The 23759-nt window shown below is 60.9% G+C and carries 23 protein-coding genes; 21 read left to right on the top strand and 2 right to left on the bottom strand.

What is annotated here, in order from left to right; translation table 11 throughout:
* Positions 1 to 3 precede the first annotated feature (3 nt).
* The 8 genes from RLW55_RS06545 (at position 4) to RLW55_RS06510 (ending at position 8260) form a co-directional block, all read left to right on the top strand.
* Complete coding sequence (locus RLW55_RS06545) at positions 4 to 936, top strand: site-specific tyrosine recombinase XerD (RefSeq protein WP_414464183.1); 933 nt, start codon at positions 4 to 6, stop codon at positions 934 to 936.
* Between the two features lie 411 nt (positions 937 to 1347).
* Positions 1348 to 2880, top strand: a complete 1533-nt coding sequence (locus RLW55_RS06540) for a peptide MFS transporter (RefSeq protein ID WP_409561394.1) — start codon at positions 1348 to 1350, stop codon at positions 2878 to 2880.
* A gap of 154 nt (positions 2881 to 3034) precedes the next feature.
* Positions 3035 to 3982 (top strand): acetyl-CoA carboxylase carboxyltransferase subunit alpha, encoded by a 948-nt coding sequence (locus tag RLW55_RS06535; RefSeq protein ID WP_024274928.1) that lies wholly within the window; start codon positions 3035 to 3037, stop codon positions 3980 to 3982.
* 175 nt (positions 3983 to 4157) lie between these two features.
* Positions 4158 to 5117 (top strand): L,D-transpeptidase family protein, encoded by a 960-nt coding sequence (locus tag RLW55_RS06530; RefSeq protein WP_423415937.1) that lies wholly within the window; start codon positions 4158 to 4160, stop codon positions 5115 to 5117.
* Positions 5118 to 5193: 76 nt separating this feature from the next.
* Entirely contained in the window at positions 5194 to 6036 is an 843-nt protein-coding gene (locus RLW55_RS06525) for a L,D-transpeptidase family protein (RefSeq protein WP_409561396.1), read from the top strand.
* 109 nt (positions 6037 to 6145) lie between these two features.
* Positions 6146 to 7150, top strand: a complete 1005-nt coding sequence (locus RLW55_RS06520; protein ID WP_423415936.1) for a L,D-transpeptidase family protein — start codon at positions 6146 to 6148, stop codon at positions 7148 to 7150.
* Positions 7151 to 7286: 136 nt separating this feature from the next.
* Positions 7287 to 7868, top strand: a complete 582-nt coding sequence (locus tag RLW55_RS06515) for a TIGR00645 family protein (RefSeq protein ID WP_409561398.1) — start codon at positions 7287 to 7289, stop codon at positions 7866 to 7868.
* Positions 7869 to 8086: 218 nt separating this feature from the next.
* Entirely contained in the window at positions 8087 to 8260 is a 174-nt protein-coding gene (locus RLW55_RS06510) for a hypothetical protein (protein ID WP_409561399.1), read from the top strand.
* Positions 8261 to 8316: 56 nt separating this feature from the next.
* On the opposite strand, the gene secA is transcribed toward RLW55_RS06510, so the two are convergent.
* On the bottom strand, positions 8317 to 11271 hold the full coding sequence (secA, locus tag RLW55_RS06505) for a preprotein translocase subunit SecA (RefSeq protein ID WP_409561400.1): 2955 nt from the start codon (positions 11269 to 11271) through the stop codon (positions 8317 to 8319).
* Positions 11272 to 11682: 411 nt separating this feature from the next.
* On the opposite strand from secA, the gene RLW55_RS06500 reads away from it, so the two are divergent.
* The 4 genes from RLW55_RS06500 to mutT all read left to right on the top strand — a co-directional run bounded on the left by RLW55_RS06500 (position 11683) and on the right by mutT (position 15091).
* Positions 11683 to 12603 carry a peptidylprolyl isomerase gene (locus tag RLW55_RS06500; protein ID WP_409561401.1) on the top strand — a complete coding sequence of 307 codons (921 nt, stop codon included), beginning with the start codon at positions 11683 to 11685 and terminating at the stop codon, positions 12601 to 12603.
* A 94-nt stretch (positions 12604 to 12697) separates the two neighbouring features.
* Positions 12698 to 13945 (top strand): bifunctional glutamate N-acetyltransferase/amino-acid acetyltransferase ArgJ, encoded by a 1248-nt coding sequence (gene argJ / locus RLW55_RS06495; RefSeq protein WP_423415935.1) that lies wholly within the window; start codon positions 12698 to 12700, stop codon positions 13943 to 13945.
* Positions 13946 to 14003: 58 nt separating this feature from the next.
* A complete protein-coding gene (locus tag RLW55_RS06490) occupies positions 14004 to 14663 on the top strand; it encodes a thiopurine S-methyltransferase (protein ID WP_423415934.1) in 660 nt (219 codons plus the stop codon).
* Complete coding sequence (mutT, locus tag RLW55_RS06485) at positions 14660 to 15091, top strand: 8-oxo-dGTP diphosphatase MutT (protein ID WP_423415933.1); 432 nt, start codon at positions 14660 to 14662, stop codon at positions 15089 to 15091. Before RLW55_RS06490 ends, mutT begins: the two co-directional genes overlap by 4 nt.
* On the opposite strand, the gene RLW55_RS06480 is transcribed toward mutT, so the two are convergent.
* Positions 15036 to 15944 carry a methyltransferase domain-containing protein gene (locus RLW55_RS06480; protein ID WP_423415932.1) on the bottom strand — a complete coding sequence of 303 codons (909 nt, stop codon included), beginning with the start codon at positions 15942 to 15944 and terminating at the stop codon, positions 15036 to 15038. The two genes, mutT and RLW55_RS06480, sit on opposite strands and share 56 nt — an antisense overlap.
* An 80-nt stretch (positions 15945 to 16024) precedes the next feature.
* On the opposite strand from RLW55_RS06480, the gene RLW55_RS06475 reads away from it, so the two are divergent.
* The 9 genes from RLW55_RS06475 (at position 16025) to RLW55_RS06435 (ending at position 23749) form a co-directional block, all read left to right on the top strand.
* Positions 16025 to 16825 (top strand): ComF family protein, encoded by an 801-nt coding sequence (locus RLW55_RS06475; RefSeq protein WP_423415931.1) that lies wholly within the window; start codon positions 16025 to 16027, stop codon positions 16823 to 16825.
* 135 nt (positions 16826 to 16960) lie between these two features.
* Positions 16961 to 17221, top strand: a complete 261-nt coding sequence (gene grxC, locus RLW55_RS06470; RefSeq protein ID WP_013950032.1) for a glutaredoxin 3 — start codon at positions 16961 to 16963, stop codon at positions 17219 to 17221.
* A 1-nt stretch (position 17222) separates the two neighbouring features.
* On the top strand, positions 17223 to 18101 hold the full coding sequence (locus RLW55_RS06465) for a carbon-nitrogen hydrolase family protein (RefSeq protein WP_423415930.1): 879 nt from the start codon (positions 17223 to 17225) through the stop codon (positions 18099 to 18101).
* Entirely contained in the window at positions 18098 to 18550 is a 453-nt protein-coding gene (locus RLW55_RS06460; protein ID WP_013950034.1) for a DUF1178 family protein, read from the top strand. The genes RLW55_RS06465 and RLW55_RS06460 overlap by 4 nt, the downstream gene beginning before the upstream one ends.
* A 134-nt stretch (positions 18551 to 18684) precedes the next feature.
* Positions 18685 to 19755, top strand: a complete 1071-nt coding sequence (gene bioB / locus RLW55_RS06455; protein ID WP_423415929.1) for a biotin synthase BioB — start codon at positions 18685 to 18687, stop codon at positions 19753 to 19755.
* Entirely contained in the window at positions 19739 to 20872 is a 1134-nt protein-coding gene (locus RLW55_RS06450; RefSeq protein ID WP_423415928.1) for an 8-amino-7-oxononanoate synthase, read from the top strand. Before bioB ends, RLW55_RS06450 begins: the two co-directional genes overlap by 17 nt.
* Complete coding sequence (bioD, locus tag RLW55_RS06445) at positions 20869 to 21516, top strand: dethiobiotin synthase (RefSeq protein ID WP_409561410.1); 648 nt, start codon at positions 20869 to 20871, stop codon at positions 21514 to 21516. The genes RLW55_RS06450 and bioD overlap by 4 nt, the downstream gene beginning before the upstream one ends.
* On the top strand, positions 21513 to 22772 hold the full coding sequence (locus tag RLW55_RS06440; protein ID WP_414464194.1) for an adenosylmethionine--8-amino-7-oxononanoate transaminase: 1260 nt from the start codon (positions 21513 to 21515) through the stop codon (positions 22770 to 22772). The genes bioD and RLW55_RS06440 overlap by 4 nt, the downstream gene beginning before the upstream one ends.
* Entirely contained in the window at positions 22769 to 23749 is a 981-nt protein-coding gene (locus RLW55_RS06435) for a beta-ketoacyl-ACP synthase III (protein ID WP_423415927.1), read from the top strand. Before RLW55_RS06440 ends, RLW55_RS06435 begins: the two co-directional genes overlap by 4 nt.
* Positions 23750 to 23759: the final 10 nt, after the last annotated feature.

Here is a 23759-nt window from a genome sequence, read left to right as displayed (position 1 = left end):
GTCATGACGTCTACCGCGGTGCGCGATACCGACGTCGCGGATTTTCTCGCGATGCTGTCGGCCGAGCGTGGCGCTTCACCCAACACGATTGAGGCTTATGCCGCCGATCTTGAAGGCTTCCTCAGTTTCTTGCCAAGCCGGGGCGTTATGCCGAGAAATGCGACCTCGGACGACGTTCAAGCCTATCTCGGCCATCTGGCCAGCGAAGGACAAGCGCCGACGTCGCGGGCGCGGCGGCTTTCGGCCATCAAGCAATTCTATCGGTTTCTTCTGGCCGAAGACGCTATTGCACTCGATCCGACATCCGGACTGCAAGGTCCCAAAAAACAGCGCGCGCTGCCGAAGGTCCTGAGCATCGCCGAGGTCGACAGACTGCTGGAGACCTCGCAGAAGCAATGCGATGGTGTGGAAGGGCATGCCTTATTTCGCGCACTGCGGTTTCACTGCTTGCTCGAGCTTCTTTACGCGACCGGAATGCGCGTCTCGGAGCTTGTGGGCCTGCCACGGAGCGTGCTTCGCGGCGATACGCGCGTTCTAACCATCAAGGGTAAAGGCGGACGAGAACGGATGGTGCCCTTGAACGCCACCGCGCGCGAAGCGCTGGACGCCTTCCTCGGCGTATCCGGCCGGTTCGATAATTCCGAGTGGCTGTTTCCTTCGAAGGCGGCGCTCGGACATGTGACGCGGCAAGGTTTCGCACAGGACCTGAAGGATGTCGCCATCGCGGCGGATATCGCGGCCGAACGCGTTTCACCTCATGTCCTGCGCCACGCGTTCGCGAGTCACCTGCTCGACCGCGGCGCGGACCTGCGCGCGGTTCAGCAACTGCTCGGCCATGCTGACATTTCGACCACGGAGATCTATACGCATGTGTTGCAAGAGCGACTGAAAGCGCTCGTCAATGCGCATCACCCGCTCGCCAAGAACAAGACGTAGCGCGCCAGGGCTCTAATGCCTTAAAGCGCCGACCGCATGGGAGACGCCAGTGAGCCGCCTCGACCGGACCTGCCATCGTGCCGCTGCGTCAGCGTCGAAACCCGCGACACGTTTTTCGCCACTGGTATCAACCGTAGCGATCGCGCGCAGATCTTCTATAAACGCTGATCGCGTCCTGCCGTGGCGTTTCCAGACGTCGGCGCGCGCAAACGTGCTTGACGCCGTCATAACGGGATCGCGGCGCCACGCACGGGGGGCACGAGCAAAGCGAGGGTGCTATTTTGCGAACGGGAGCGGACCGATGGACATCAGAAAATTCCGTCCGGCCATTCGAAGACCGATGCCGACCATGGTCGCCACGGCGCCCCCTGAGCGAACCGGCACAATGACGAGCGTTGCGAAAGGCGCTTGATGTCGTCGCATAACAACCAGGGCGCTCCCGCCGGATTTCTGGCATCAATCCTACCGGCCGCGCGCGGCTCGTGGCTTGGACTCGGTTCACATCCACAGGGGCTCTCAACCCTCTATTTTACCGAGCTTTGGGAGCGTTTTTCTTATTACGGCATGCGCGCTCTGCTCGTGCTGTTCATGGTCGCGCCGGTATCGCAAGGCGGCCTCGGCTTCCCGACGCCATCAGCCGGAAGCATCTACGGTACGTATGGCATGGCGGTCTATCTGCTGGCTTTGCCCGGCGGCTTTATCGCCGATCGCATCATCGGGGCGAAGCGTTCCGTGCTGATCGGCGGAACGACGATCGCAGCCGGACATTACGCGCTGGCGTGGCCATCGCTGACGACGTTCTATATCGGCCTGGCCCTTATCGCGATCGGAACGGGGCTTTTCAAGCCGAACATCTCGGCCCTCGTCGGCGCGCTCTACAGCCGGGACGATGACCGCCGCGATGCGGGGTTCTCGCTGTTCTATATGGGCATCAACGTCGGCGCGTTCCTGGCTCCGCTCGTCACCGGCTTTTTGGCCCAGAGCAGCGTCTTCAAGGACTGGCTTTCGGCGATGGGTTTCGACCCGACGCAAAGCTGGCATTGGGGCTTCGGTGCTGCCGGCGTCGGCATGACCATCTCGATGGTCCTGTTTGCGCGGAACATGCGCCATCTCAAAGACCCCGGCGTGGTCGCCAGTGAAACATCATCCTCTTTCCGCCAGCAGGCGGGGTATATGGCGGCTGTAACCCTTGGCTTGCTAGCATTGGCGTTTCTTTCCGATGTCAATGGCTTCCGCTGGCTCCGCTGGTTCTTCATCATCATTCCTTTGGTCGGCATTGCTTACGGTGCGACACGTCGGAACGCCGATGCGCATCGCATGGCCGCGGTCGGCGTCTACTTTCTCGCCGCCATGATTTTCTGGGCCATTTTCGAGCAGGCCGGTACGACACTCTCGCTTTTTGCCGATACGCTGACGCGCAACGAATTCATCGGCATGCCTTTCCCGTCGTCCTGGTTCCAGTCCGCCAATCCGATCTTCGTCATTATGCTGACGCCGTTCGTCGCGGCGCTCTGGATGCGGCTTGGCGCGCATCAGCCGTCCTCGCCCGTCAAATTCGGGCTTGGACTAACGTTTCTTGCCGCGTCTTTCCTGCTGATGGTTCCGGCCGCCAACTATGCCGCCGACGGGCGCGTGTCGCCGATGTGGCTGCTCGGTCTCTATTTCCTGTTTACGGTTGGCGAGCTGATGCTGAGCCCGGTCGGACTTTCGACGATGACGCGGATTGCGCCGCAAAAAATGTCCGGACAGGTGCTCGGGCTCTGGTTCCTTGCGACGGCATTCGGCGATAAAATTGCGGGCGACATCGGCGGCGCCTTCACGACCAGCGACCCGGATGCGCTCGCGCTTTCGTTCCTGGCGCAGGCCGGCTTGGTTGCGGCGGCGGCGGCCCTTATGTTCGCCGTTGCGCCTATTGTCAGGCGGCTCTCGGAAGGCGAAAGTTAAGCATTCACAACGCCGGTTACGCCTAAGCAGCGGTCGGGAAGGTCTGTCGCCTTGACACCCGGAGCCAGCCATGGCGAATGTCGCGCGTGAAGCGGCGAGGGCGCACGCTTCAGTTGCACAGGCAGGAAAGCTTTCAGTGAACGCTACCACCGCATTGCGTACCTATCTCGATTTCGAGAAGCCGATTCTTGAGCTCGAAAACAAGGTTGCCGAACTGAAGGCCTTGCAGACGGACGGCAAGGGTCCGCAGATCACGGACGAAATCACGAAGCTTGAGCAAAAAGCGAAAGCAGCGCTTGCTGATACCTATGCGAAGCTGACGCCGTGGCAGAAGACGCTCGTTGCGCGCCATCCGGAACGGCCGCACGCGCTGGATTTCATCGGCGGCCTCATCGAAGATTTCACGCCGCTCGCAGGTGATCGCTATTTCGCCGAGGACGAAGCCATCGTCGGCGGCATCGGCAAATTCCGCAACCGTTCGGTTGTGGTGCTTGGACACGAGAAGGGCGCCGATACCGAACAGCGTATCAAGCACAACTTCGGCATGGCGCGGCCTGAGGGCTATCGCAAGGCCGTGCGGTTAATGGAACTCGCAGACCGCTTCAACCTGCCGATCATCACGTTCGTCGATACGCCGGGCGCCTATCCCGGCATCGGCGCCGAAGAGCGCGGCCAAGCGGAAGCCATCGCGCGTTCGACCGAATGCTGCCTGCGGCTCGGCGTGCCGATTGTCGCCGTCATCGTCGGCGAGGGCGGTTCGGGCGGCGCAATTGCCATTGCGACGGCGAACCGGATCCTGATGCTGGAGCACGCGATCTATTCTGTCATCTCGCCGGAAGGCGCGGCGTCGATCATCTGGCGCGACAGCAACAAAAAAGAAGAAGCCGCGACCAATATGAAGATCACGGCGCAGGACCTCGACCAATTGGGCGTCATTGATGCCATCGTGAAAGAACCGACCGGCGGGGCGCATCGCGACCGCGAATCGGTGATCATTTCCACCGGCAATGCCATTGCGCGGATGCTCTCGGAGTTCGACGGAAAGTCGTCCGATGATATTCGCGCGCAGCGCCACGACCGCTTTCTGTCGATCGGTCGCTAGTTTGTGAGGCTATTAGGCAACGCCGGTGCGGCGCCCCCAGCACGCCGCATTTCGACACGATACTTGAGTTGACTGACCATCGTTCAAATCTCACTAAGGCGTTCGAGTTCTTTGTGCGTATGGTCCGCCTGATTGCAGCGGCGGGGACGTCAATCGGAACGGGAACGGGGCATTGGTGGGGACCAGCATCGGTTCGGCGCTACGGATGGTTATGCGGCTGGCGATTATCATCGCCACCGTGACGCTTAGCGCATGCTCGAATACGCCAACGATTCCGCCGCCCGCCGACGTGCCGCTGTCCAAGGACACGCTGGCGCTTCTCGCGAAAAAAGGAATGCAGCCGGGCTCGCCGGTTTTCATCCGGGTTTTCAAGGAAGAGTCAGAGCTTGAGGTCTGGAAGCAGCGGGACGACGGGCGCTTCTACCATTTCAAGACCTATCCGATCTGCAATTGGTCAGGCGCCATCGGGCCGAAGGAGCGTTATGCCGACCGACAAGCGCCGGAAGGCTTCTATACCATCACGCCGGCTCTGATGAATCCGAACTCCAAGTATTATCTGTCGTTCAACCTTGGCTATCCAAACGCCTACGACAAGTCGTGGGGCCGGACGGGTGATTCCGTCATGGTGCATGGCAATTGCCGGTCGGCGGGCTGCTACGCCATGACCGACGCGTTGATGGAAGAGATTTACGGACTGACGCGCGAAGCCTTGAAGGCCGGGCAGCCGAGCTTTCAGCTCCATGCTTATCCGTTCCGGATGACGGACGCGCGGATGGCCAAAGAAAAGCACAACAAGTGGTACGGCTTCTGGAAGACCATGAAGCAGGGCTACGACTATTTCGAGAAGTACCGGATTCCGCCCGCCATCACAGTTTGCGAACGGCGCTATGTCGTCGATGCGGTGTCGCGAAACCGTCCTGATCCGGCCGGCCCTTGCCCACCGCTCGCACGGCCAATCGTGACGGCGTTCAAGCCGCTGCCAGAGCCTGACGGGGTTGACGTTGCGCATGGTAACAAGTTGAAAGGGATTGCCGATCCCGACAACGAGCCGACGCTGGCCGATATCAACAAGGCGAAAGCGCGTCAGAGCACACAGGCGGCCGCCGTTACGGCGCCGGTCGCCAACGCAAACTGAGCCTCCGCGAGGCATTCGATAACGGTCCCAAACGTTAAGCGAGCCAACGTTGCAGAAGCCCCGCAAAAGACGTGCCTTGAAAATCTTTCTGTTTGTCGCGGCGTTGTTCGCGGCAGGGATCGCTGCGTTCACGACGATGCCGTCGTGGCTGCCGAAACTGCCGGATGGCGACCGAGCGCTGATCGCCTATGAACGCGGCCAGCGGTTGACGCGTTGGAGCCTTGGCCTTCCGATGCCTGGCGAGCCCGATCTTGCGCAATTGCCGGAACGGCTGGCGAAGGCCGGCGTCAAAGAAGGCGCGCCGATCCTAGTCCGGATCTTCAAGAGCGAATTCGAGCTGGAGCTTTGGATGCAGCGCGACGGTGAGTTCCATCGCTTCGCGACCTATCCGATCTGCCGGTGGTCGGGGCGGATCGGGCCGAAACATCGCGAAGGCGACGTACAGGCGCCGGAAGGATTTTATACCGTCGACCAGACGGCTCTCAATCCGAACAGCAGTTGGTATCGCTCGTTCAATCTTGGCTATCCGAACGCCTTCGATCGGTCCCACGGACGCACGGGTTCATTCATCATGGTGCACGGCGGCTGCGCGTCCATCGGCTGTTTTGCGATGACGAACGCGCAGATGCAGGAAATCTGGCAGCTCGTCACCGCGGCGCTGCAGAACGGGCAAAAACGCTTTCAGGTGCAGGTTTATCCATTCCGGATGTCTGATGAGGCGATGGCGCGGTATGCGGGCAATCCCAACATCGCGTTTTGGAAAAACCTGAAAGAAGGAAATGACCTATTCCAAGCAGACGGGCGGCCACCGAAGGTCAGCGTCTGCAACGGCGCCTATCGGTTCGCGCCCGGCGATGCCGGCTCGACTGGGGATGATTCGATTGATGACAAGTGCACAGCCGAGCAGGCTAAAAGCTAGCTGTACATAGCCTCACTTCTCGGGCCGAGTGTTGCACAAAGTCACTTAGAATCGCGCTTGACCGGCGATAGTGTGCGGCTCGCGCAGGAGTCAGCCGGTCGCAAATTCTATGGTGTCGTTCGATTTATCGCGTCTCAGACTTGTCGCGGCGATGGTGCTCAGCCTCGCCGGCGTTCAGCACGCTTACGCGCTGACAATCGAGCTTAAGGACGTTGCCCCGGACCGGGTCGAGCGACAGCGTGCTGCGGCGACCGGTGCGTTGCCGTTGCCCGGAACGCCCAACGTCGCGGTGCTGCAGGAACGCCTGCGCGACAAAGGCGTGACGCTTGCGTCTCCCATCATGATCCGCATCTTCAAGGCCGAGTCCGAACTGGAGATCTGGAAGCAGACGGGCAAGGATGGCCCCTTCATCCTGTTTGCGACCTATCCCATCTGCCACTGGTCGGGAACGCTCGGGCCGAAATTGAGCGATGGCGACCGGCAGGCGCCGGAAGGGTTCTACACCGTCTCGCGCTCACAAGCTCGTCATGTCGGCCGCTGGCCGATTTCCATCGACATCGGATATCCGAACATTCTCGACCAATCGCAGGCGCGCACGGGCTCGGACATCCTCATTCACGGCGGATGCTCGTCGGTTGGCTGCTTTGCGATGACGAATCCGGTGTCGGAAGAAATTCATCAGCTGACGCTCGCGGCAATCGATGCGGGGGAGACGCTCGTGCCGGTGCATGTGCTGCCGTTCCGCATGACGAACGAGAACATGATCGCGCAAAGCGGCTCGCCGTGGAAAGCGTTCTGGAACAACCTCAAAGACGGCTACGACCTGTTCGAACGGACCCGTCGGCCGCCGTCGGTCGGCGTGTGTAGCGGTCGGTATATCTTCAGCGAGACACCTCGCGGCGCTCTGCCTGGGCCGCTGGACGTCTGCGAACCGACGCTGGCGTCCATCCGAGAACAGGACCAATGGCTCAACGGCCTGCCACCGCCGACGGCCGTGATGCCGAAACTCGTGACGCAAGCGGCCGCGTCGAAGTCGGCGCCTATTCCGCAAATCCAGACGAGCCTCGAAAGCGACACCCCGCCACCAATGTTCTCGTGGCCTCTCGTCCGATAGTCGGCTGCGAAGGCCAACGCTTGCGCCCGTTATCCTGAAGCCTTACTTGGCCTTTATAACCATTGCATAATGGGTGCGATGAGCATTTGCCGTCGCACCCGTGGTTCACCGGATGACACAGGAGCGAGGACTACGCATGGCTGAAAAGAGCGTCGTGAAGCGCGTCGAGATATTTATGGAGAACATGCTATTCAGCGCGCGCTGGCTGCTTGCACCGTTCTATTTCGGCTTAGCCATTTCGCTGTTCGTGCTGCTCATCAAATTCCTGATGGAGCTACTGCACCTCGCAGAGAGTGCGTTCACGTCAACAGAGTCGGACGTCATTCTTGGACTGCTGACGCTCGTCGATCTGACGCTGACGGGGTCGCTGCTGATTATCGTGATCTTTTCCGGCTACGAGAACTTCGTCTCGCGGATGGATCACTCCAACCACGACGATCGCCCGGAATGGATGGGCACCATCGACTTCTCGGCGCTAAAGCTCAAGATGCTGTCGTCGATCGTGGCGATTTCTGCAGTCCAGCTTCTGCGTCAGTTCATGTCGCTCGGCACGGTTACGCCCGAACGCGAGAAGGAGCTGATGTGGCTGGTCATCATCCACTTGGTATTCGTCGTCTCGAGCGTTCTGCTCGCGCTTTCCGACCGCATCGCTGGCGGACACCATGGCGAGGCCAGCGAAGCTCCCGAGAAGGCCGCCGCAAAAACAAACGAGCACTGATCTTCGGGGCCTAAAAATGGGCTAGCTCATAACGGCTAGAAGGCTAGCCCGCTTTCCCTTCGAAACTCGCACCGGCTTCACCAGGCGTCAATTAATTTAGCCCTGGTAATTTCGTCCTGGGCGGATTCCTGCGAGTTGTTTGTCCACAGCCATTCGTGTCCCTGTCCGGAACACGGTGCCTCGCCCGCCGTTTGTTTGACACAAACGGAGAGACGCCGATGAACTTGCTCCCCCTGCAGATCGTTCTGGGTTTCCAGGTTGCAGCCGCCGTCGTGATCTTTGTCCAACTCATGAAGGGCGAAGACGGCGACGGACCGCTGCGCGCAGAAAAAGCGGATCGCCTCCGCAAACACCGTGCGATCCTTCGATCACCCGGTGACGACGCGCGCTAAACTCTCATATCGCATCGCCGCTCAAGGCGAGCTATCTCGCAAAAAGGGATTGCTCGTCAGTCCATCTTGCCGTGGCAGTGCTTGTATTTCTTGCCTGAGCCGCACGGGCAGAGTGCATTGCGCGAGACGCGGCCCCAGGTGGCGGGATCGTTCGGATCGACGGCGCCATCGCTGCGGCGGCTCTGGAGCGGGGCGCGCTTCTCGGGCTCAGGCAGCGTATCGCGACGAGCGCGGGCGCCTGCAATCGCGGCGTCGGCCATCGCTAGCTCAGGATCGCGCTCGACGAAATCGTCATAGCCCGACGATGCATCCATGTGGTGCGCTTCCATCGGCGGCAGTTCGTATGGCTGCAGCATCGGCTGGTCTTCAGGCGGCGCCAACTCCACGTGCATGAGCTGACCCGTCACGTTTTCGCGCAGGTGGCCAAGCATGTTCTCGAAGAGGATGAACGCTTCGGACTTATACTCGTTCAGCGGATCGCGCTGGCCGTAAGCACGGAAGCCAATCACTTGGCGCAAATGCTCGAGCGTAACGAGATGCTCGCGCCAGAGATGATCGAGCGTCTGCAGCAGAACCATCTTTTCGATTTGACGATAAAGCTCCGGCCCCATCTCCTGGGTCTTGGCCTCAACCTTGGCGTCAACCGCGGCCTTGATGCGCTCGCCGATTTCTTCGTCGGCAATACCTTCCTCGGCCGCCCAGGCTTCGATCGGAAGCTCAATGCCGTAGATGGCGTTGACCTGCTCGATGAGGCCCTTCACGTCCCACTGCTCAGCGTAGGCAGCCGGCGGGATGAAGCGCGTAACAAGCACGTCGATTAGCTCGTTGCGCATTTCGTGGACGGTTTCCGAAACGTCCTCTTGGCCCATGATGTCGAGACGCTGCTCGAAGATGACCTTGCGCTGGTCGTTCATCACGTCGTCGTATTTCAGAATCTGCTTGCGGATGTCGAAGTTGCGCTGCTCAACCTTTTTCTGCGCGGTTTCGAGCGACTTATTCATCCAAGGGTGCGTGATCGCCTCGCCTTCTTTGAGGCCGAGCGTCTGCAGCACCTTGTCCATGCGCTGCGAGCCGAAGATGCGCATCAGATCGTCATCGAGCGCGAGGTAGAACTTCGAACGGCCAGGGTCACCCTGACGGCCCGAGCGGCCGCGCAGCTGATTGTCGATGCGGCGGCTTTCATGGCGCTCGGTCGCAAGGACGTAGAGGCCGCCCGCTTCAAGCGCTTTTTTCTTCTTGTCGGCAACGTCGGCAACAAGCTCATCGCGCTTCGCCGAGATCGCCGATTCATCTGGCGGCGTGCCCTTCGCCGTTTCCTCTGCGATCCAATCGCGAAGACGGAATTCGGCATTGCCACCGAGCTGAATGTCGGTGCCGCGACCGGCCATGTTGGTGGCGATCGTGACGGCGCCGGGCTGACCGGCTTGCGCAACGATGTTGGCTTCCTGCTCGTGATAGCGAGCGTTCAACACCTGATGCGGGATGGGATACTCGTTGCCCTTGGCGTCGTTGACGAGCCTCGTCAGCAGTGCCGCCATATCGGTGAAGTGCTTGCGCAGCTCTTCTTCCTTGCCCGGCTTCAGGCTGGCGGCCTGCTCCTCGAGCTGCTTAGCGAGACCCTTGATGTACTTCTTGTCTTTCAGAAGCTCGGAAAGCTGCTCTGAGCGCTCGATCGACGTCGTGCCGACGAGAATCGGCTGACCGCGGCTCATGGCTTCGGCGATGGACTGGACGATCGCTGCAAGTTTCTCGCGCTGCGTGCGATAGATCTCGTCGTCCTCGTCGAGACGGCTGACGGGAAGGTTGGTCGGGATTTCGATGACTTCGAGGCCGTATATGTCGAGGAATTCGGAGGCTTCCGTCATCGCCGTGCCGGTCATGCCGGCGAGCTTCTTGTAGAGGCGGAAGTAGTTCTGGAAGGTGATCGACGCCAGCGTCTGGTTCTCGGGCTGAACCTCGACGTGCTCCTTGGCTTCGAGCGCCTGATGCAGACCTTCCGAGTAACGGCGGCCCGGCATCATGCGGCCGGTGAATTCGTCGATGATGACGACTTGGCCGCCTTTGACGATGTAATCCTTGTCGCGCTGGAACAGCTTGTGGGCTTTGAGCGCCTGCGTGAGATGGTGGACGAGCGTGACGTTGTCGATGTCGTAGAGCGAGCCTTTGAGCAGGCCCGCGTCTTCGAGCGCACGCTCCATCTTTTCGTTACCGGCTTCCGTAAAGGAAACCTGGCGCTGCTTTTCATCGAGTTCGAAGTCTTCGGGCACGAGGAGCTTCATCAGCTCGTCGATCGACTGATAAAGGTCGGCGCGGTCTTCGAGCGGCCCGGAGATAATCAGCGGCGTGCGCGCCTCGTCGATCAGGATCGAGTCGACTTCGTCGACGATGGCGTAGCCATGGCCGCGCTGAACCATCTCGGAATAGTTCATCTTCATGTTGTCACGAAGATAGTCGAAGCCGAGTTCGTTGTTGGTGGCGTATGTCACATCGCAGGCGTAAGCGGCCTTGCGATCCTCGTCCGACATGTCATGGATGATGACACCGACAGTAAGCCCGAGGAAGCGATAGACCTGACCCATCCAGTCAGCGTCGCGCTTGGCGAGGTAATCGTTGACGGTGACGACGTGGACGCCTTTGCCCGCCAGAGCGTTGAGGTAAACTGGGGCAGTCGCGACGAGCGTCTTACCTTCGCCGGTCTTCATTTCGGCGATGTCGCCCTGGTGAAGCACCATACCGCCGATCAGCTGGACGTCGAAGTGGCGCTGACCGAGCGTTCGTTTGGCAGCTTCGCGAACCGTTGCAAACGCGGGGACCAGAAGATCGTCGAGTGATGCGCCTTCGGCAAGCTGCTTGCGGAACATTTCGGTGCGGGCGCGAAGCTCCTCGTCCGAAAGATTCTGCAGCTCCGGTTCGAGGGCGTTGATCGCTGCGACTCGCGAGCGAAAGCCTTTGACCCTCCGCTCGTTGGAAGAGCCAAAGATTTTCGAAGCGAGACCACCGAACGAGAGCATCTTTAAGTTCCGTCCCTACAAAATTCGTGTTGGCCACGCAGGCGCGCGACCAGGCTCAGTTTCAAGCGCCGGGCAGCATTCAGCAAAAAATGCGCGGCAAGGGGTGCCCCGCCACGCCTGCGTCAACATTCCCTCGGCGCTGCTAAACGCGCGGTCGTGATGGGCTCAAGACCCGATCCGATTAGCGGGAGACATAAGAACTCGCCCCCCTGACTGTCAATGTTCTGTGCGCGATGGCAGAGGATGGCGATTTCCTGGCACCCTCCCAACTTTTAACTTGGTTTTCGGCCTCCGGACCGCTATCGAGGCGCGCTTATTGGCCGCCCGCGTGCGGTTACGCCGTCGTGCCTGAATGAGCTTATGAGACGGCCCATTATTTCGACTTCAAACCCACAGCGGAGCCCAACGCCGATGAAGCGCATTGCCCTGGCTATTTTCACATTCGCGCTCGCAGGCGCAGCTTTGCCGCTGGCAGCCGCGGCCGACGACAAAGCGCCGGCATCGCCGGATAAAGTCATTGCAACGATTGACGGAAAACCGATCACGGAAGGCGATCTGGCGGTCGCGGAAAGCGAAATCGGCTCCGATATGGGCACGATGCCGGGGCCGCAAAAGCGGGCATCTCTGCTCGAATTCCTCATCGACAACCAGCTCTTTGCCGAGGCTGCCGAGAAGGACAAGCTTGACCAGTCGGCTGATTTCCAGACCCGCCTCACATACCTGAAGCGCCGTGCGCTGCGTGAGCTTTATTTCGAAAAAGTCATCAAGACGGGCGTGACTGACGCCGACGCGCGCAAGATCTACGATGAGCAAGTCAAGCTTTTAAAGCCGGAAGAGGAAGTATCGGCACGGCATATTCTTGTTGATACCGAAGCAGAAGCCAAAGCTTTGAAGGAAAAAATCGACAAGGGCGCCGACTTTGCCCAGCTCGCCAAAGAAAACTCGAAAGATCCGGGCTCGAAAGACGATGGCGGCAACCTCGGTTACTTTGGCCACGGGCAGATGGTGCCGCAGTTTGAAGAAGTCGTCTTCAAGCTCAAGAAGGGCGAGGTTTCGGACCCGGTGAAGACCCAGTTCGGTTGGCATCTCGTCAAACTTGAGGATCGCCGCGTTAAGCAGCCGCCAGCGTTCGACATCGTCAAGGATCGCATCATCCAGTCACTGCTGCTCCGGAAGGCGCAGCAAACAGCCGTCTCGCTGCGGTCGGGCGCGAAAGTCGATGTCGTCGATCCGGAAATCAAGAAGGCGATCGACGAGCGGCAAGCCATGATCCAGAAGCAATCGCAACCGAAGGCGGTCGATACGCCGCCGCAGGACGCGCCGAAGCCTTAACCGCTTCGATCACCGAAAAGAATTCAGACGGGCTGCTTGATTATGGCAGCCCGATCTGTTTCAGGGAGCCTCTTACTCAGCTGGAGGTTCCCTCATGGGCAAAGTCACGAGCGTTTCCCCGTTCGCGCCCGCAAGTCTTGCAAAACTGCCTGTCATCGAGGGCGTCGCGTTTGCGACCGCCGAAGCGGGCATTCGCTATAAGAACCGCACCGACCTCCTGCTCACCGTGCTTGCCGAGGGAACCTCGGTCGCGGGCGTGCTGACGCAATCGAAAACGGCGTCCGCACCGGTGCTTGCGTGTCGTAAGCATCTGAAGAAAGGCACGGCGCGGGCGCTGGTCGTCAACTCTGGAAACGCCAACGCCTTCACCGGCAAGAAGGGCGCCGAGGCTGTCGACGTCACCGTCGCGCATGCCGCCGACGCAGTCGCATGCAAGCCGCACGAAGTTTTCGTTGCATCGACAGGCGTCATCGGCGAACCGCTGGACGCAGAAAAGTTCGCCCATCTTCTCGCCGATCTTGCCAAGCGCGCCGAGCCTGACGCTTTCGAGGCGGCAGCGCGCGCGATCATGACGACGGACACCTATCCGAAGCTTGCGACGCGGACCGCGCTCATTGGTGACGTCGAGGTAACGATCAATGGCTTCTGCAAGGGCGCGGGCATGATCGCTCCCGACATGGCGACGATGCTGTGTTTCATTTTCACAGACGCCGCCATTTCTTCCGATGCATTACAGGAACTCCTGGCAGAGCATGCCCAGACGACCTTCAACTGCATGACGGTCGATGGCGATACGTCGACCAGCGATACCTGCCTGATGTTTGCGACGGGCGCCGCAGAGACGCGCGGGCAGAAGCCTGTGACGAAGGCGAATTCGAAAAAACTGCAGGCGTTTTCGGAGGCGCTTCACGATTTGATGCGCGATCTCGCGATCCAGGTCGCGAAGGACGGCGAAGGCGCCTCGAAGTTCGTGACGTTCGAAATTACCGGCGCGAAGTCCTGGCATGCGGCGCGGACCATTGCGCTGGCCTGCGCCAACTCACCGATCCTCAAGACGGCGATTGCTGGCGAAGACCCGAACTGGGGCCGCGTTGTCATGGCGGTCGGCAAATCGGGCGAAGCCGCAGACCGCGATAAGCTGACGATCTGGTTTGGTCCGCATTGCGTCGCACGCGACGGCGAGCGCGCCGAAGAGTATGACGAAAAGACGGTTGCGGCCTACATGAAGAATGCCGAGATCGTCATTCGCGCCGACGTCGGCGTCGGTAAGGCGGCGGCGCGCGTTTGGACGTGCGATCTGACTCACGAATACGTGTCGATCAACGCCGACTACCGCAGCTAGGGCGCCACGGAGCAGGTCAAGCCTGACAGGTGTGTGCCAGGAAAGGACCGATTGCACGATGGAACACAGTTTCTGGGAAGAGCGCTGGCAGCGCGGCGAGATCGGGTTTCACCAATCGCATATTCACGCTCAGCTGCAGCAGTTCTGGCCAGGGCTGTCGCTGCCGAAGGGGAGCATCGTGTTCGTCCCGCTTTCAGGCAAGACGCGCGACATGGTTTGGCTTGCCGAGCAGGGTCACAAGGTGATCGGCGCGGAGCTTTCCGAATTGGCGGTTCGGGACTTTTTCAAAGACTGCGGGTTGACGCCTGCGGTCACGCCGAGCGGGCCGTTTCATGTTTTCGAGGCAGGCCCTTACAAGATCTATCAGGGTGATTTCTTCGCTCTGCCCGCGGATGCCCTTCGCGGCGTTGCCGTTTGCTATGACCGTGCCGCGATGATTGCACTGCCGCCCGAGATGCGGCCGCAGTACGCAGAAAAGCTTGCGAGCGTGCTACCGCCAGAGGCTGCAATTTTCGTGATCTCCATCGAATATCCCGAAGGCGAGATCAAAGGGCCGCCGTTTGCCGTAGCTCAGGAAGAGGTGCGTTCGCTTTACGGCAAACTATACGACATCGACATTCTCGAAGTGCGCGATGGCCTTGCGGCCAGCGACAATCTCAAGAAGCGCGGCGTGACACGGCTCGAAGAGGTCGCCTATCTGCTGAGGCGGCAGGCATGACGAAACCGCTGCTGCTCGTTGCCGCCGTCGCCCTCATCGACGACGACAATCGCGTGCTGATCGCCCAGCGCCCTGAAGGCAAGTCGATGGCCGGGCTGTGGGAGTTTCCTGGCGGTAAGGTAGAGGTGGGAGAAACGCCGGAGGACGCGCTCTGCCGCGAACTCAAAGAAGAACTCGACATTGAGCTTTGTCGGACGTGTCTCGCGCCATTCAACTTCGCGAGCCACGCTTATGAAAAGTTTCACCTGCTGATGCCGCTCTATCTCTGCCGAACATGGGACGGCGAGATCAGTCCGCGCGAAGGTCAAACGGTGAAGTGGGTCCGCGGCATCGAACTCAGCCGCTATCCGATGCCCCCTGCAGACGAGCCCCTTATTCCGTGGCTCCGGGATCTTTTGGCCGAGGTTTCAAAACCTCGGTCAGGCTGACTTTGGCGGAGCCAGGTTGCAGCGGCTTCTGTTGACTTTCGTGCGGCACCCAACCTGTCAGCGTGACGATCTCGAACGTTGCCGGGATGCGGCCATTCGGCAGGCCGAAGCGGTCCTGATAAATCTCGGCTGCACGCAAGAGCAGGCTTCTCGTCACCGGAGTGCGACGACGTTCGGCCAGCGGATTGCTGGCGGCCATGGTTTTGAGTTCCTGCATCAGCGCTAGTGGCGACGCGTACGTCACCTCGATGATGTCGTTGTCGGCGACAGGCAACGCGAAACCCGCGCGTTGAAGCAGGCCACCCAGGTCACGGACATCGGCAAACGGCGCGACCCGGGGAGAAGCGCCGCCGAGCACTTCGTCCTCCGCCAAAATCCAGGCTTCTCGCAGCTCCTTCAGCGTTTCGCCACCGAGCAGCGCACCGAGAAACAGGCCATCCGGCTTCAGGGTGCGATTGATCTGGACAAGCACGCCCGGCAGATCGTTGACGAATTGCAGTGACAGCCCGGAGACGACAAGATCGAGAGCGGCTGGAGCGAACGGCAATGCTTCCTCGTCAGCGACGACCTTCCAGTCTTTCCCGCGCGAAAGCGCATCGTAGGCCGGTTCGACATCGACGATCCGGCCGATCGTTGGAAGCTGCCGGAGCCGCGCCGCCAACAGTCCATGATAGGCCCCTAGGCTGGCGGCCACAGGGAACTCCCGGCGCACGAAGATGAGGCGTTCGGCAAAGTCGTCGGCGACGCGTTCCAGCAGAAAATCGGGAAGCGGCTGGTCGGCGCACACCCTGGCGATGCGATCGCGGCGGGCGCGGAGCAAAGTCCGGTCGAAAATACGGGGCGCTACAGCCATTTTGTCTCTTTCCGCGGCGTCGCGAGAACCTCGGCCCGGTTCCTCTCGCCCGCGTTAGCGCGTTGGGCTAGAGTTGCGCAATGTCGAATAGTCAGCCGGTTGCGTATGAGGACCCCGCGGAGGCATCGCGCCACGACGGTCGCTGGGCGTTCGCACGTGGTCTGAAGCACCTCGGACGCTCCGCTCTCGATGTTCTGCTGCCGCCACTGTGCCTCGGCTGCCAGACGCGCATTATGGACCACGATGCCCTGTGTCCATCATGCTGGCGGCAGGTCGCGTTCATCCGGCCACCGCTGTGCGACAGGCTCGGAGTACCGCTGGCAATAGACACCGGCGGACCGATGCTCTCGGCGGCTGCCATCGCCGATCCACCCGACTACGACAGGGCGCGGGCCGTTGCCCGCTTCGATGGGCTGATGCGGCTGTTGATTCATAGTTTCAAATTCCACGACAGCCATAACGCGCGGCGGCTGTTCGGACGCTGGCTGGCGGTGGCGGGCGAAGAGTTGCTGGCGGACGCCGACGTGCTGGTACCTGTGCCACTCGCGCGCTGGCGGCTGCTGTCGCGGCGGTTCAACCAGGCGCAGATTCTGGCCGCGGAAACCGGTCGGCGCGCGGGCAAGCCAGTTAATCCTTTCGCACTCGTCCGCCGCCGCTCGACGGGACACCAGGTTGGACTAACCCGGGCGCAGCGCCTTAAAAATGTGTCAGGTGTTTTCCGTGTTCCCGCCAACGAATTGCCGAACGTGTCCGGAAAAGCCATAGTTCTGATCGACGATGTGATCACGAGCGGCGCGACGGCTTCAGCCGCCGCAATCGCCCTCAGACGTGCCGGTGCACGGCGCGTGGATGTCCTCGCACTTGCTATTGTTTCAGAATGATATTCTGAAACTGGAAAGGGCGTGACATAGGCGCGGCACAGCGGCGCAAAACTGCAAAGCAAGGTTGCATGACCTCGCGAACGCGCTACTTTTGATTCGAATGATTTTTAATGGCGTAGTGAGAGGCGCCGAGCAATGCCGAAGGTGACGGTCTACACGGCTGGAAATTGCTGTTTTTGCCATATGGCGAAGGATTTGTTGCGCCGCAAAGGCGCTGCCTTCGAAGAGGTCGACCTGACTGGACGGAGCGATCTACGTGCGGAGCTGACCTCGCGCTCGGGTGGCCGGCGGACAGTCCCTCAAATCTGGATCGGCGACGTGCACGTCGGCGGCTGTGACGACCTTTACGATCTCGATCGATCGGGCCGCCTTGATACGCTGCTGACGGCGTCCTGAGATGGTATCCGGGTCCAAGACGGCTTTTCGCGCGGCGCTCGTCCAGATGCGGGCAGGCCGTGACGTCGGACGCAACGTCACTGACGCCGTTTCGCTCATCAAGGAAGCGGCCAGCAAAGGCGCGGTCTACATCCAGACGCCGGAATGCACGACGTTGATGGAACTCGACCAGCCGCGCTTGATGGCCGAGACGAAGCCAGAGCAGAGCAATCCTGCCCTTCAGGCTTTCACCGACGCCGCCCGCAAGCAGAAGATCTGGCTGCACATCGGCTCGATGGCGGTCAAGGTTGCCGAGGGACGATTGGCGAACCGGTCCTATCTCATTGCGCCGGACGGCAACGTCGCGGCGCGCTACGACAAGATCCATATGTTCGACGTCGACCTCGGCGGCGGCGAGATCTATAGCGAAAGCGCGAACTATCAAGCGGGTCCGAGCGCCATGCTGGCGGATCTGCCGTGGGGCCGCCTTGGCCTGACGATTTGCTACGATTTACGCTTTCCGGCGCTGCATCGTGCTCTCGCCAAGGCCGGGGCCAAGTTCATTGCCGGACCAGCCGCCTTCACCCGGACCACCGGCGAAGCCCACTGGCACACACTTTTGCAAGCGCGCGCTATCGAGACGGGCACGTTTATCCTGGCGGCGGGCCAAGGCGGCTTGCATGAGAATGGTCGGGAGACGTTCGGCCATAGCCTTATCATCTCACCGTGGGGCGAAATCCTTGCGGAAGCGGGCGTCGATCCCCAGGTCATTATTGCGGATATCGACGCCGCCTACGCGGACCAGATCCGGCGGAAAATTCCGTCGTTGATGCATGACCGTGATTTCGATGTCGTCGTCGCGACACCTTCGAAATCGCCGCACTTGGTACACGAGCAGTGATCAAATATCTTCTAGGATGTGCCTCCGGGCACGAGTTCGAGAGCTGGTTTCGCGCCAGCGCCGACTTCGACGCGCAGTCTCGCTCGGGTGAAATCGCCTGTCCGCACTGCGGTTCGATCGAAGTCAGCAAGCTGCCGATGGCGCCTTCTGTCGTCACCAAGCGTGCGGCGCTCCCAGCACAATCGACGCAAGACGCCAGTCCAGCGGCTGCCGGGGGTGGCGGCAACGGCGCTGCGGTGCGCGAGGCGCTCAGGGCCTTCGCTCAGAAGATTATTGCCAATACTGAGGACGTCGGGCCGCGCTTCGCCGAAGAAGCCCGTAAAATGCACTTCGGAGAGACAGAAGAGCGCCAAATCCGCGGCAGCTCGACGCTCGAAGAGGCCCAGGAGCTTGCAGAAGACGGCGTGCCGTTCGGCATTCTGCCGACGCCTCCGGACGAGCTAAATTAACCACCGAACCGATGCTTGCCCTTTTCCCGGCGTAGTTCGCCGATCAGGGAGGCATTTTGACGGTTGCGAGACAGGCCGGAAGCGGTGCAAACATCTTCCGATAGGGCAGTACGCCCTACGGAGATCACGCCTGAATGACCTCGACCGTTGCCCGACTCGATCCGTCCGTGCGCGCTGCCAACCGCGCCGGTCCCACAATCCGTCACGATTGGACGAGTGAAGAAGCGCTGGCGCTCTACGAGCTGCCGTTCATGGATTTGCTCTTCCGCGCCCAAAGTGTCCACCGGACATCGTTTGATCCCAATAAAGTCCAGATGAGTCGCCTGCTGTCGATCAAGACCGGCGGCTGCGCGGAAGACTGCGGGTACTGCAGCCAGTCGGCCCATCACAAGACCGGCCTCAAAGCCTCGAAGCTGATGGAAGTCGAGCGGGTTATTTCGGAAGCGAAGAAAGCCAAGGCGGCGGGCGCGACGCGCTATTGCATGGGCGCGGCCTGGCGCAGCCCCAAGAGCCGCGACATGGACGTCGTCATCGCGATGGTCGAAGGCGTCAAAGCGCTCGGCATGGAAACGTGCATGACGCTTGGCATGCTGACGGATGACGATATCGTCAAGCTACGCGATGCGGGCCTCGACTACTACAATCACAACGTCGATACGTCGGAAGCCTATTACAGCAAGGTGATTACGACGCGCACTTACGCCGACCGGCTCGACACACTCGCGCGCGTTCGCGATGCGGGCATGAAGGTTTGCTCGGGCGGCATCGTCGGCATGGGCGAAGAGCGCCAGGACCGCGTTGATATGCTGGTGACGCTCGCCAATCTCGACGAACATCCTGAGAGCGTGCCGATCAACATGCTGATCGCCATTCCAGGAACGCCGCTCGAAAATACAAAACAGATCGATCCGATCGATTTCGTGCGCACCATCGCGGTCGCCCGCATCATGATGCCGAAGTCGTTCGTCCGTCTCTCGGCCGGGCGCACCGACATGAGCGATGAGATGCAGGCGTTGTGCTTCTTTGCGGGCGCAAACTCAATCTTCGTCGGCGAAACGCTGCTGACCGCCGACAATCCCGGCGAAGACAAAGACGGCAAACTTTTTGCCAAGCTCGGACTTTCGGCGCTTGAACTCGATATCGACACGTCTCCGGAGCACGAGCCCGCGACGTGCGCGGGACATCAGGATGCCAGGCAATCATGAGCGTGCGCTCGACGCGCTCTCCCGCCGTGGGCGTCTGAGAACGCTAGAACCCGCGCACGGACTGGACTTCACGTCGAACGATTATCTCGGCTTGGCGCAATCGCGCGCGCTTGCCGACGCCGTCGAAGCGGCGATTGCGCGTGGCGTTCCGGTCGGCGCGGGTGGATCGCGTCTGTTGCGCGGTAATCACGCTGAGCACGAGCTTTTAGAGCAGGAAGCGGCGCACTTTTTCGGCGGCGAGACCGCGCTTTATTTCGGCGGCGGCTTCATTGCCAATACCGCGCTTTTTTCGACGTTGCCTGCACGCGGCGATCTCATCGTCTACGATGAGTTGATCCACGCCAGCGCGCATGAAGGCATGCGGCTGTCGAAGGCTGAGGCAAAGGCCGTGCGCCATAACGATGCGCAAGGTTTTGACGATGCGATCACGGCATGGCGCGCGACAGGCGGCACCGGGCAGCCGTGGATTGCGATCGAGAGCCTCTACAGCATGGACGGCGATCGCGCGCCCATCGCTGAGCTCGCGGCGATCGCGGATCGTCATGACGCGATGCTGATCGTGGACGAAGCACATGCCACGGGCGTGCTCGGTCCAGATGGGCGCGGCCTCGCCGCCGATCTCGAAGGCCGCGAAAACGTCGTCACGGTGCATACGTGCGGAAAGGCGTTGGGCGCGACGGGCGCACTTGTGATAGCGCCGCGCACTATTCGCGATTTTCTGGTCAATCGCGGTAGAGCCTTTATTTACGCGACGGCACCGTCGCCGCTGATGGCTGCCGCCGTGCGCGCAGCGCTCAACATTTGCCGCAACGATCCGCAACGGCGGCAGCGCTTGCACGATCTCGTCGGGTTTGCCGCGCGGGAACTGACGACGAAAACGCGCTTTGCGGCTTCAGGCTCGCAGATCCAGCCATTGATCATCGGCAGCGATGGCACGGCGATGGCGCTTGCGACAGCGATGAAGACCAGGGGTTACGACATCCGCGCGATCCGTCCGCCGACCGTGCCGGAAGGCACGTCACGGCTTCGACTCACGATTACGCTCAATGTTTCCGAGCTTGAAATTACGCGCCTCATCGACGATCTCGCGGCGGCTGAAGCGGAGAATGCAGCATGACCATCCGCATCGTCGTCGCCGGCACCGACACGGATGTCGGCAAGACCGTTTTTTCCGCGGCGCTGACGAGCGCGCTCGACGGCTATTACTGGAAGCCGGTGCAGTCGGGCCTTCAAGGTGAGACGGATTCCGATGTCGTCAGCCGCGTGACCGATCTTGCGCAGTCGCACATCCTGCCGGAAGTCTATCGGCTGAACACGCCCGCATCGCCGCATTTCGCCGCAGAAATCGACGGCGTCGAGATCGATGCCCGACAGTTATCGCCATTTGGGCTGCCGACACCGCTCGTTGTCGAGACAGCGGGTGGATTGATGGTGCCGCTGACGCGCCGACTTCTGCAGGTCGATCTTTTGGCGCAGTGGCGTCTTCCCGTGATCCTGTGCGCATCGACAAAGCTCGGCACGATCAACCATTCGTTGTTGTCGATCGAAGCGTTGAAGCGCCGAGCGATTCCTATTCTAGGCGTTGCATTCATCGGCGACGCGAATAGCAATAGCGAAGAAGCGATCACATCATTTGGAGGCGTTCGGCGCCTGGGCCGCCTCCCACGGCTTGCCAAGCTCGACGCCTACAGCCTGCAACGCGCATTCGCCGAGAATTTCTCCGTTGCCGACGTCCTCGACATCGGGGCGGTCGGCCCATGACCGCGTCACCGATCTGGCATCCGTTCACGCAACATGCGCTCGAACCCGATATGCGCCGCATTCGGGCCGCTGAAGGCGCGTGGCTCGAAGCCGACGATGGGCAACGAATCTTCGACGGCGTGTCGTCGTGGTGGGTTATCACGCACGGGCACCGGTATCCGAAAATCATCGCGTCAATGCGAGAGCAGGCGGAGGCGCTGGATCAGGTGATTTTCGCGGGCTTCACGCACGCGCCGGCGGAGGCCGTCGCGGCGGGATTGTTGAAAATCGTGCCGCCGGGGCTGTCGCACGTTTTCTTTTCCGACAGCGGCTCGACGTCGGTTGAGGTGGCGCTGAAAATGGCGCTCGGCTACTGGAAAAATATCGGCGCCAAGCGCACGCGCATTCTGGCGCTTGAACACGGCTATCACGGCGATACCATCGGCACGATGTCGGCGGGTGCGCGCGGAGTGTTCAACGCGGCCTACGAGCCACTTTTATTCGAGGTCGGCCGCATCCCCTATCCGAAACCGCATCACGCGCAACCGACGTTCGATGCGCTCGAGATCGCATGCCGCAAAGGCGACGTGGCGGCCTTTATCTGTGAGCCTCTAGTGCTCGGCGCGGGCGGGATGTTGTTCTATGACGCCGACACTCTGAAAGAAATGCATCGCATCTGCAAAGCGCACGACGTGCTGTTCATCGCCGACGAAGTCATGACATGCTTCGGGCGCACCGGCACCGTTTTCGCGTGCGAACAGGCCGGCATCTCGCCGGACATCCTTTGCGTCGCGAAAGGGCTGACAGGCGGCTCAATCCCGCTTGCCGTGACGCTCTCGACGACTGCGATTTACGACGCGCATCTTTCGAAAGATCGGTCGCGGACGTTTTTTCATTCTAGTTCATACACGGCCAATCCGATCGCCTGCGCCGCGGCGGCGGCCAATCTCGAAATCTGGCGGACCGAGCCCGTGCTGGAGCGCATCCTTGCACTCTCCCAAAATCAGGCTTTGTGTCTCAACGAACTGCAAACCGATCCGCGCTTTGCGAACTTGCGGCAGCTCGGAACGATTTCGGCGTTCGAGCTTGCTGACCTTCAACCTGGCTATCTGGCTGACGTTGCCTTGAAGCTCAGAGCGCGATTACTGGAGCGCGGCGTCCTGCTTCGCCCGCTGGGTTCGACGGTTTACATCATGCCTCCCTATTGCACGACGAAGGACGAACTTAGATTCGTCTACAATGCCCTCAGCGAGGCCGTCGATGAGGTGCTGGCATGAGCGGAGTCGCCATCGTCGGGCACGGGCATTATGCGCCGGAGCGCGTCGTGCCGAACCACGAGATCGAAGCGCGACTCGGTCTCGAAGCCGGCTGGATCAAACGGCGCACCGGTATCGACGCGCGGCGCTACGCGGCCGAGGGCGAAGCGCTCTCCGATATTGCGATCAAAGCCGGTGATATGGCCCTGGCACGGTCCGGCATGTCGCGGGACGACGTCGGGTTGCTGCTGCTTGCGACGTCTACGCCCGATCATTTGCTACCACCATCAGCGCCGCTTGTTGCGCATCGCCTCAGGCTTTCGAATGCGGGTGCAATCGACATGGCGGGCGCATGTGCGGGTTTTCTCTACGCGCTGACGCTTGCCGATAGTTTCGTGCGCACGCAGGCTATTCCGGTGCTCGTCATCGCGGCGAATATTCTTTCCCGCCGCATCAATGAAAGCGATCGGGGTAGTAGCGTGCTGTTCGCGGATGCGGCCGGCGCGGTATTGCTGGCGCCGACTGAGCGTCGCGATGCTGGAGTTATCGGCGCGCATCTCGCGTCGAAAGGTCAGCACTACGATCTGATCAAGATTCCGGGCGGCGGCAGCAGGATGCCATTTTCCCAGATCACCGATCCGAAGGACGTGCTGATGATGATGGAGGACGGTAAGGCCGTCTATCAGGGCGCCGTCGCTATCATGACGGACTGCGCCGAACGTTCGCTTGCAAAAGCGGGGCTCGCGCCGTCGGCGGTGACCGACCTTATTCCGCATCAAGCCAATGCGCGAATGATGACCACCATTGCGCACCAACTCGACATTCCCGCTAACCGTCTGCGTTCGACAATCGAGAACTTCGGCAACAGCTCGGCCGCGACGATACCGTTTACGCTGTCGGCGACGGCCGAAGCGCGGCCCTATAAGCAGGGCGACGTCGTGTTGATGACGGCGGCGGGCGCGGGATTGACCGGCGGCGCCGCCGTCTTCCGTTGGTAGATTTCCGCCG

This window comes from Hyphomicrobium sp. B1 (assembly GCF_049532635.1).
Classification (GTDB): Bacteria; Pseudomonadota; Alphaproteobacteria; order Rhizobiales; family Hyphomicrobiaceae; genus Hyphomicrobium_B.
Note: the sequence above shows the minus strand (reverse complement) of the source record. Positions and strands in the feature narration are given on the sequence as shown.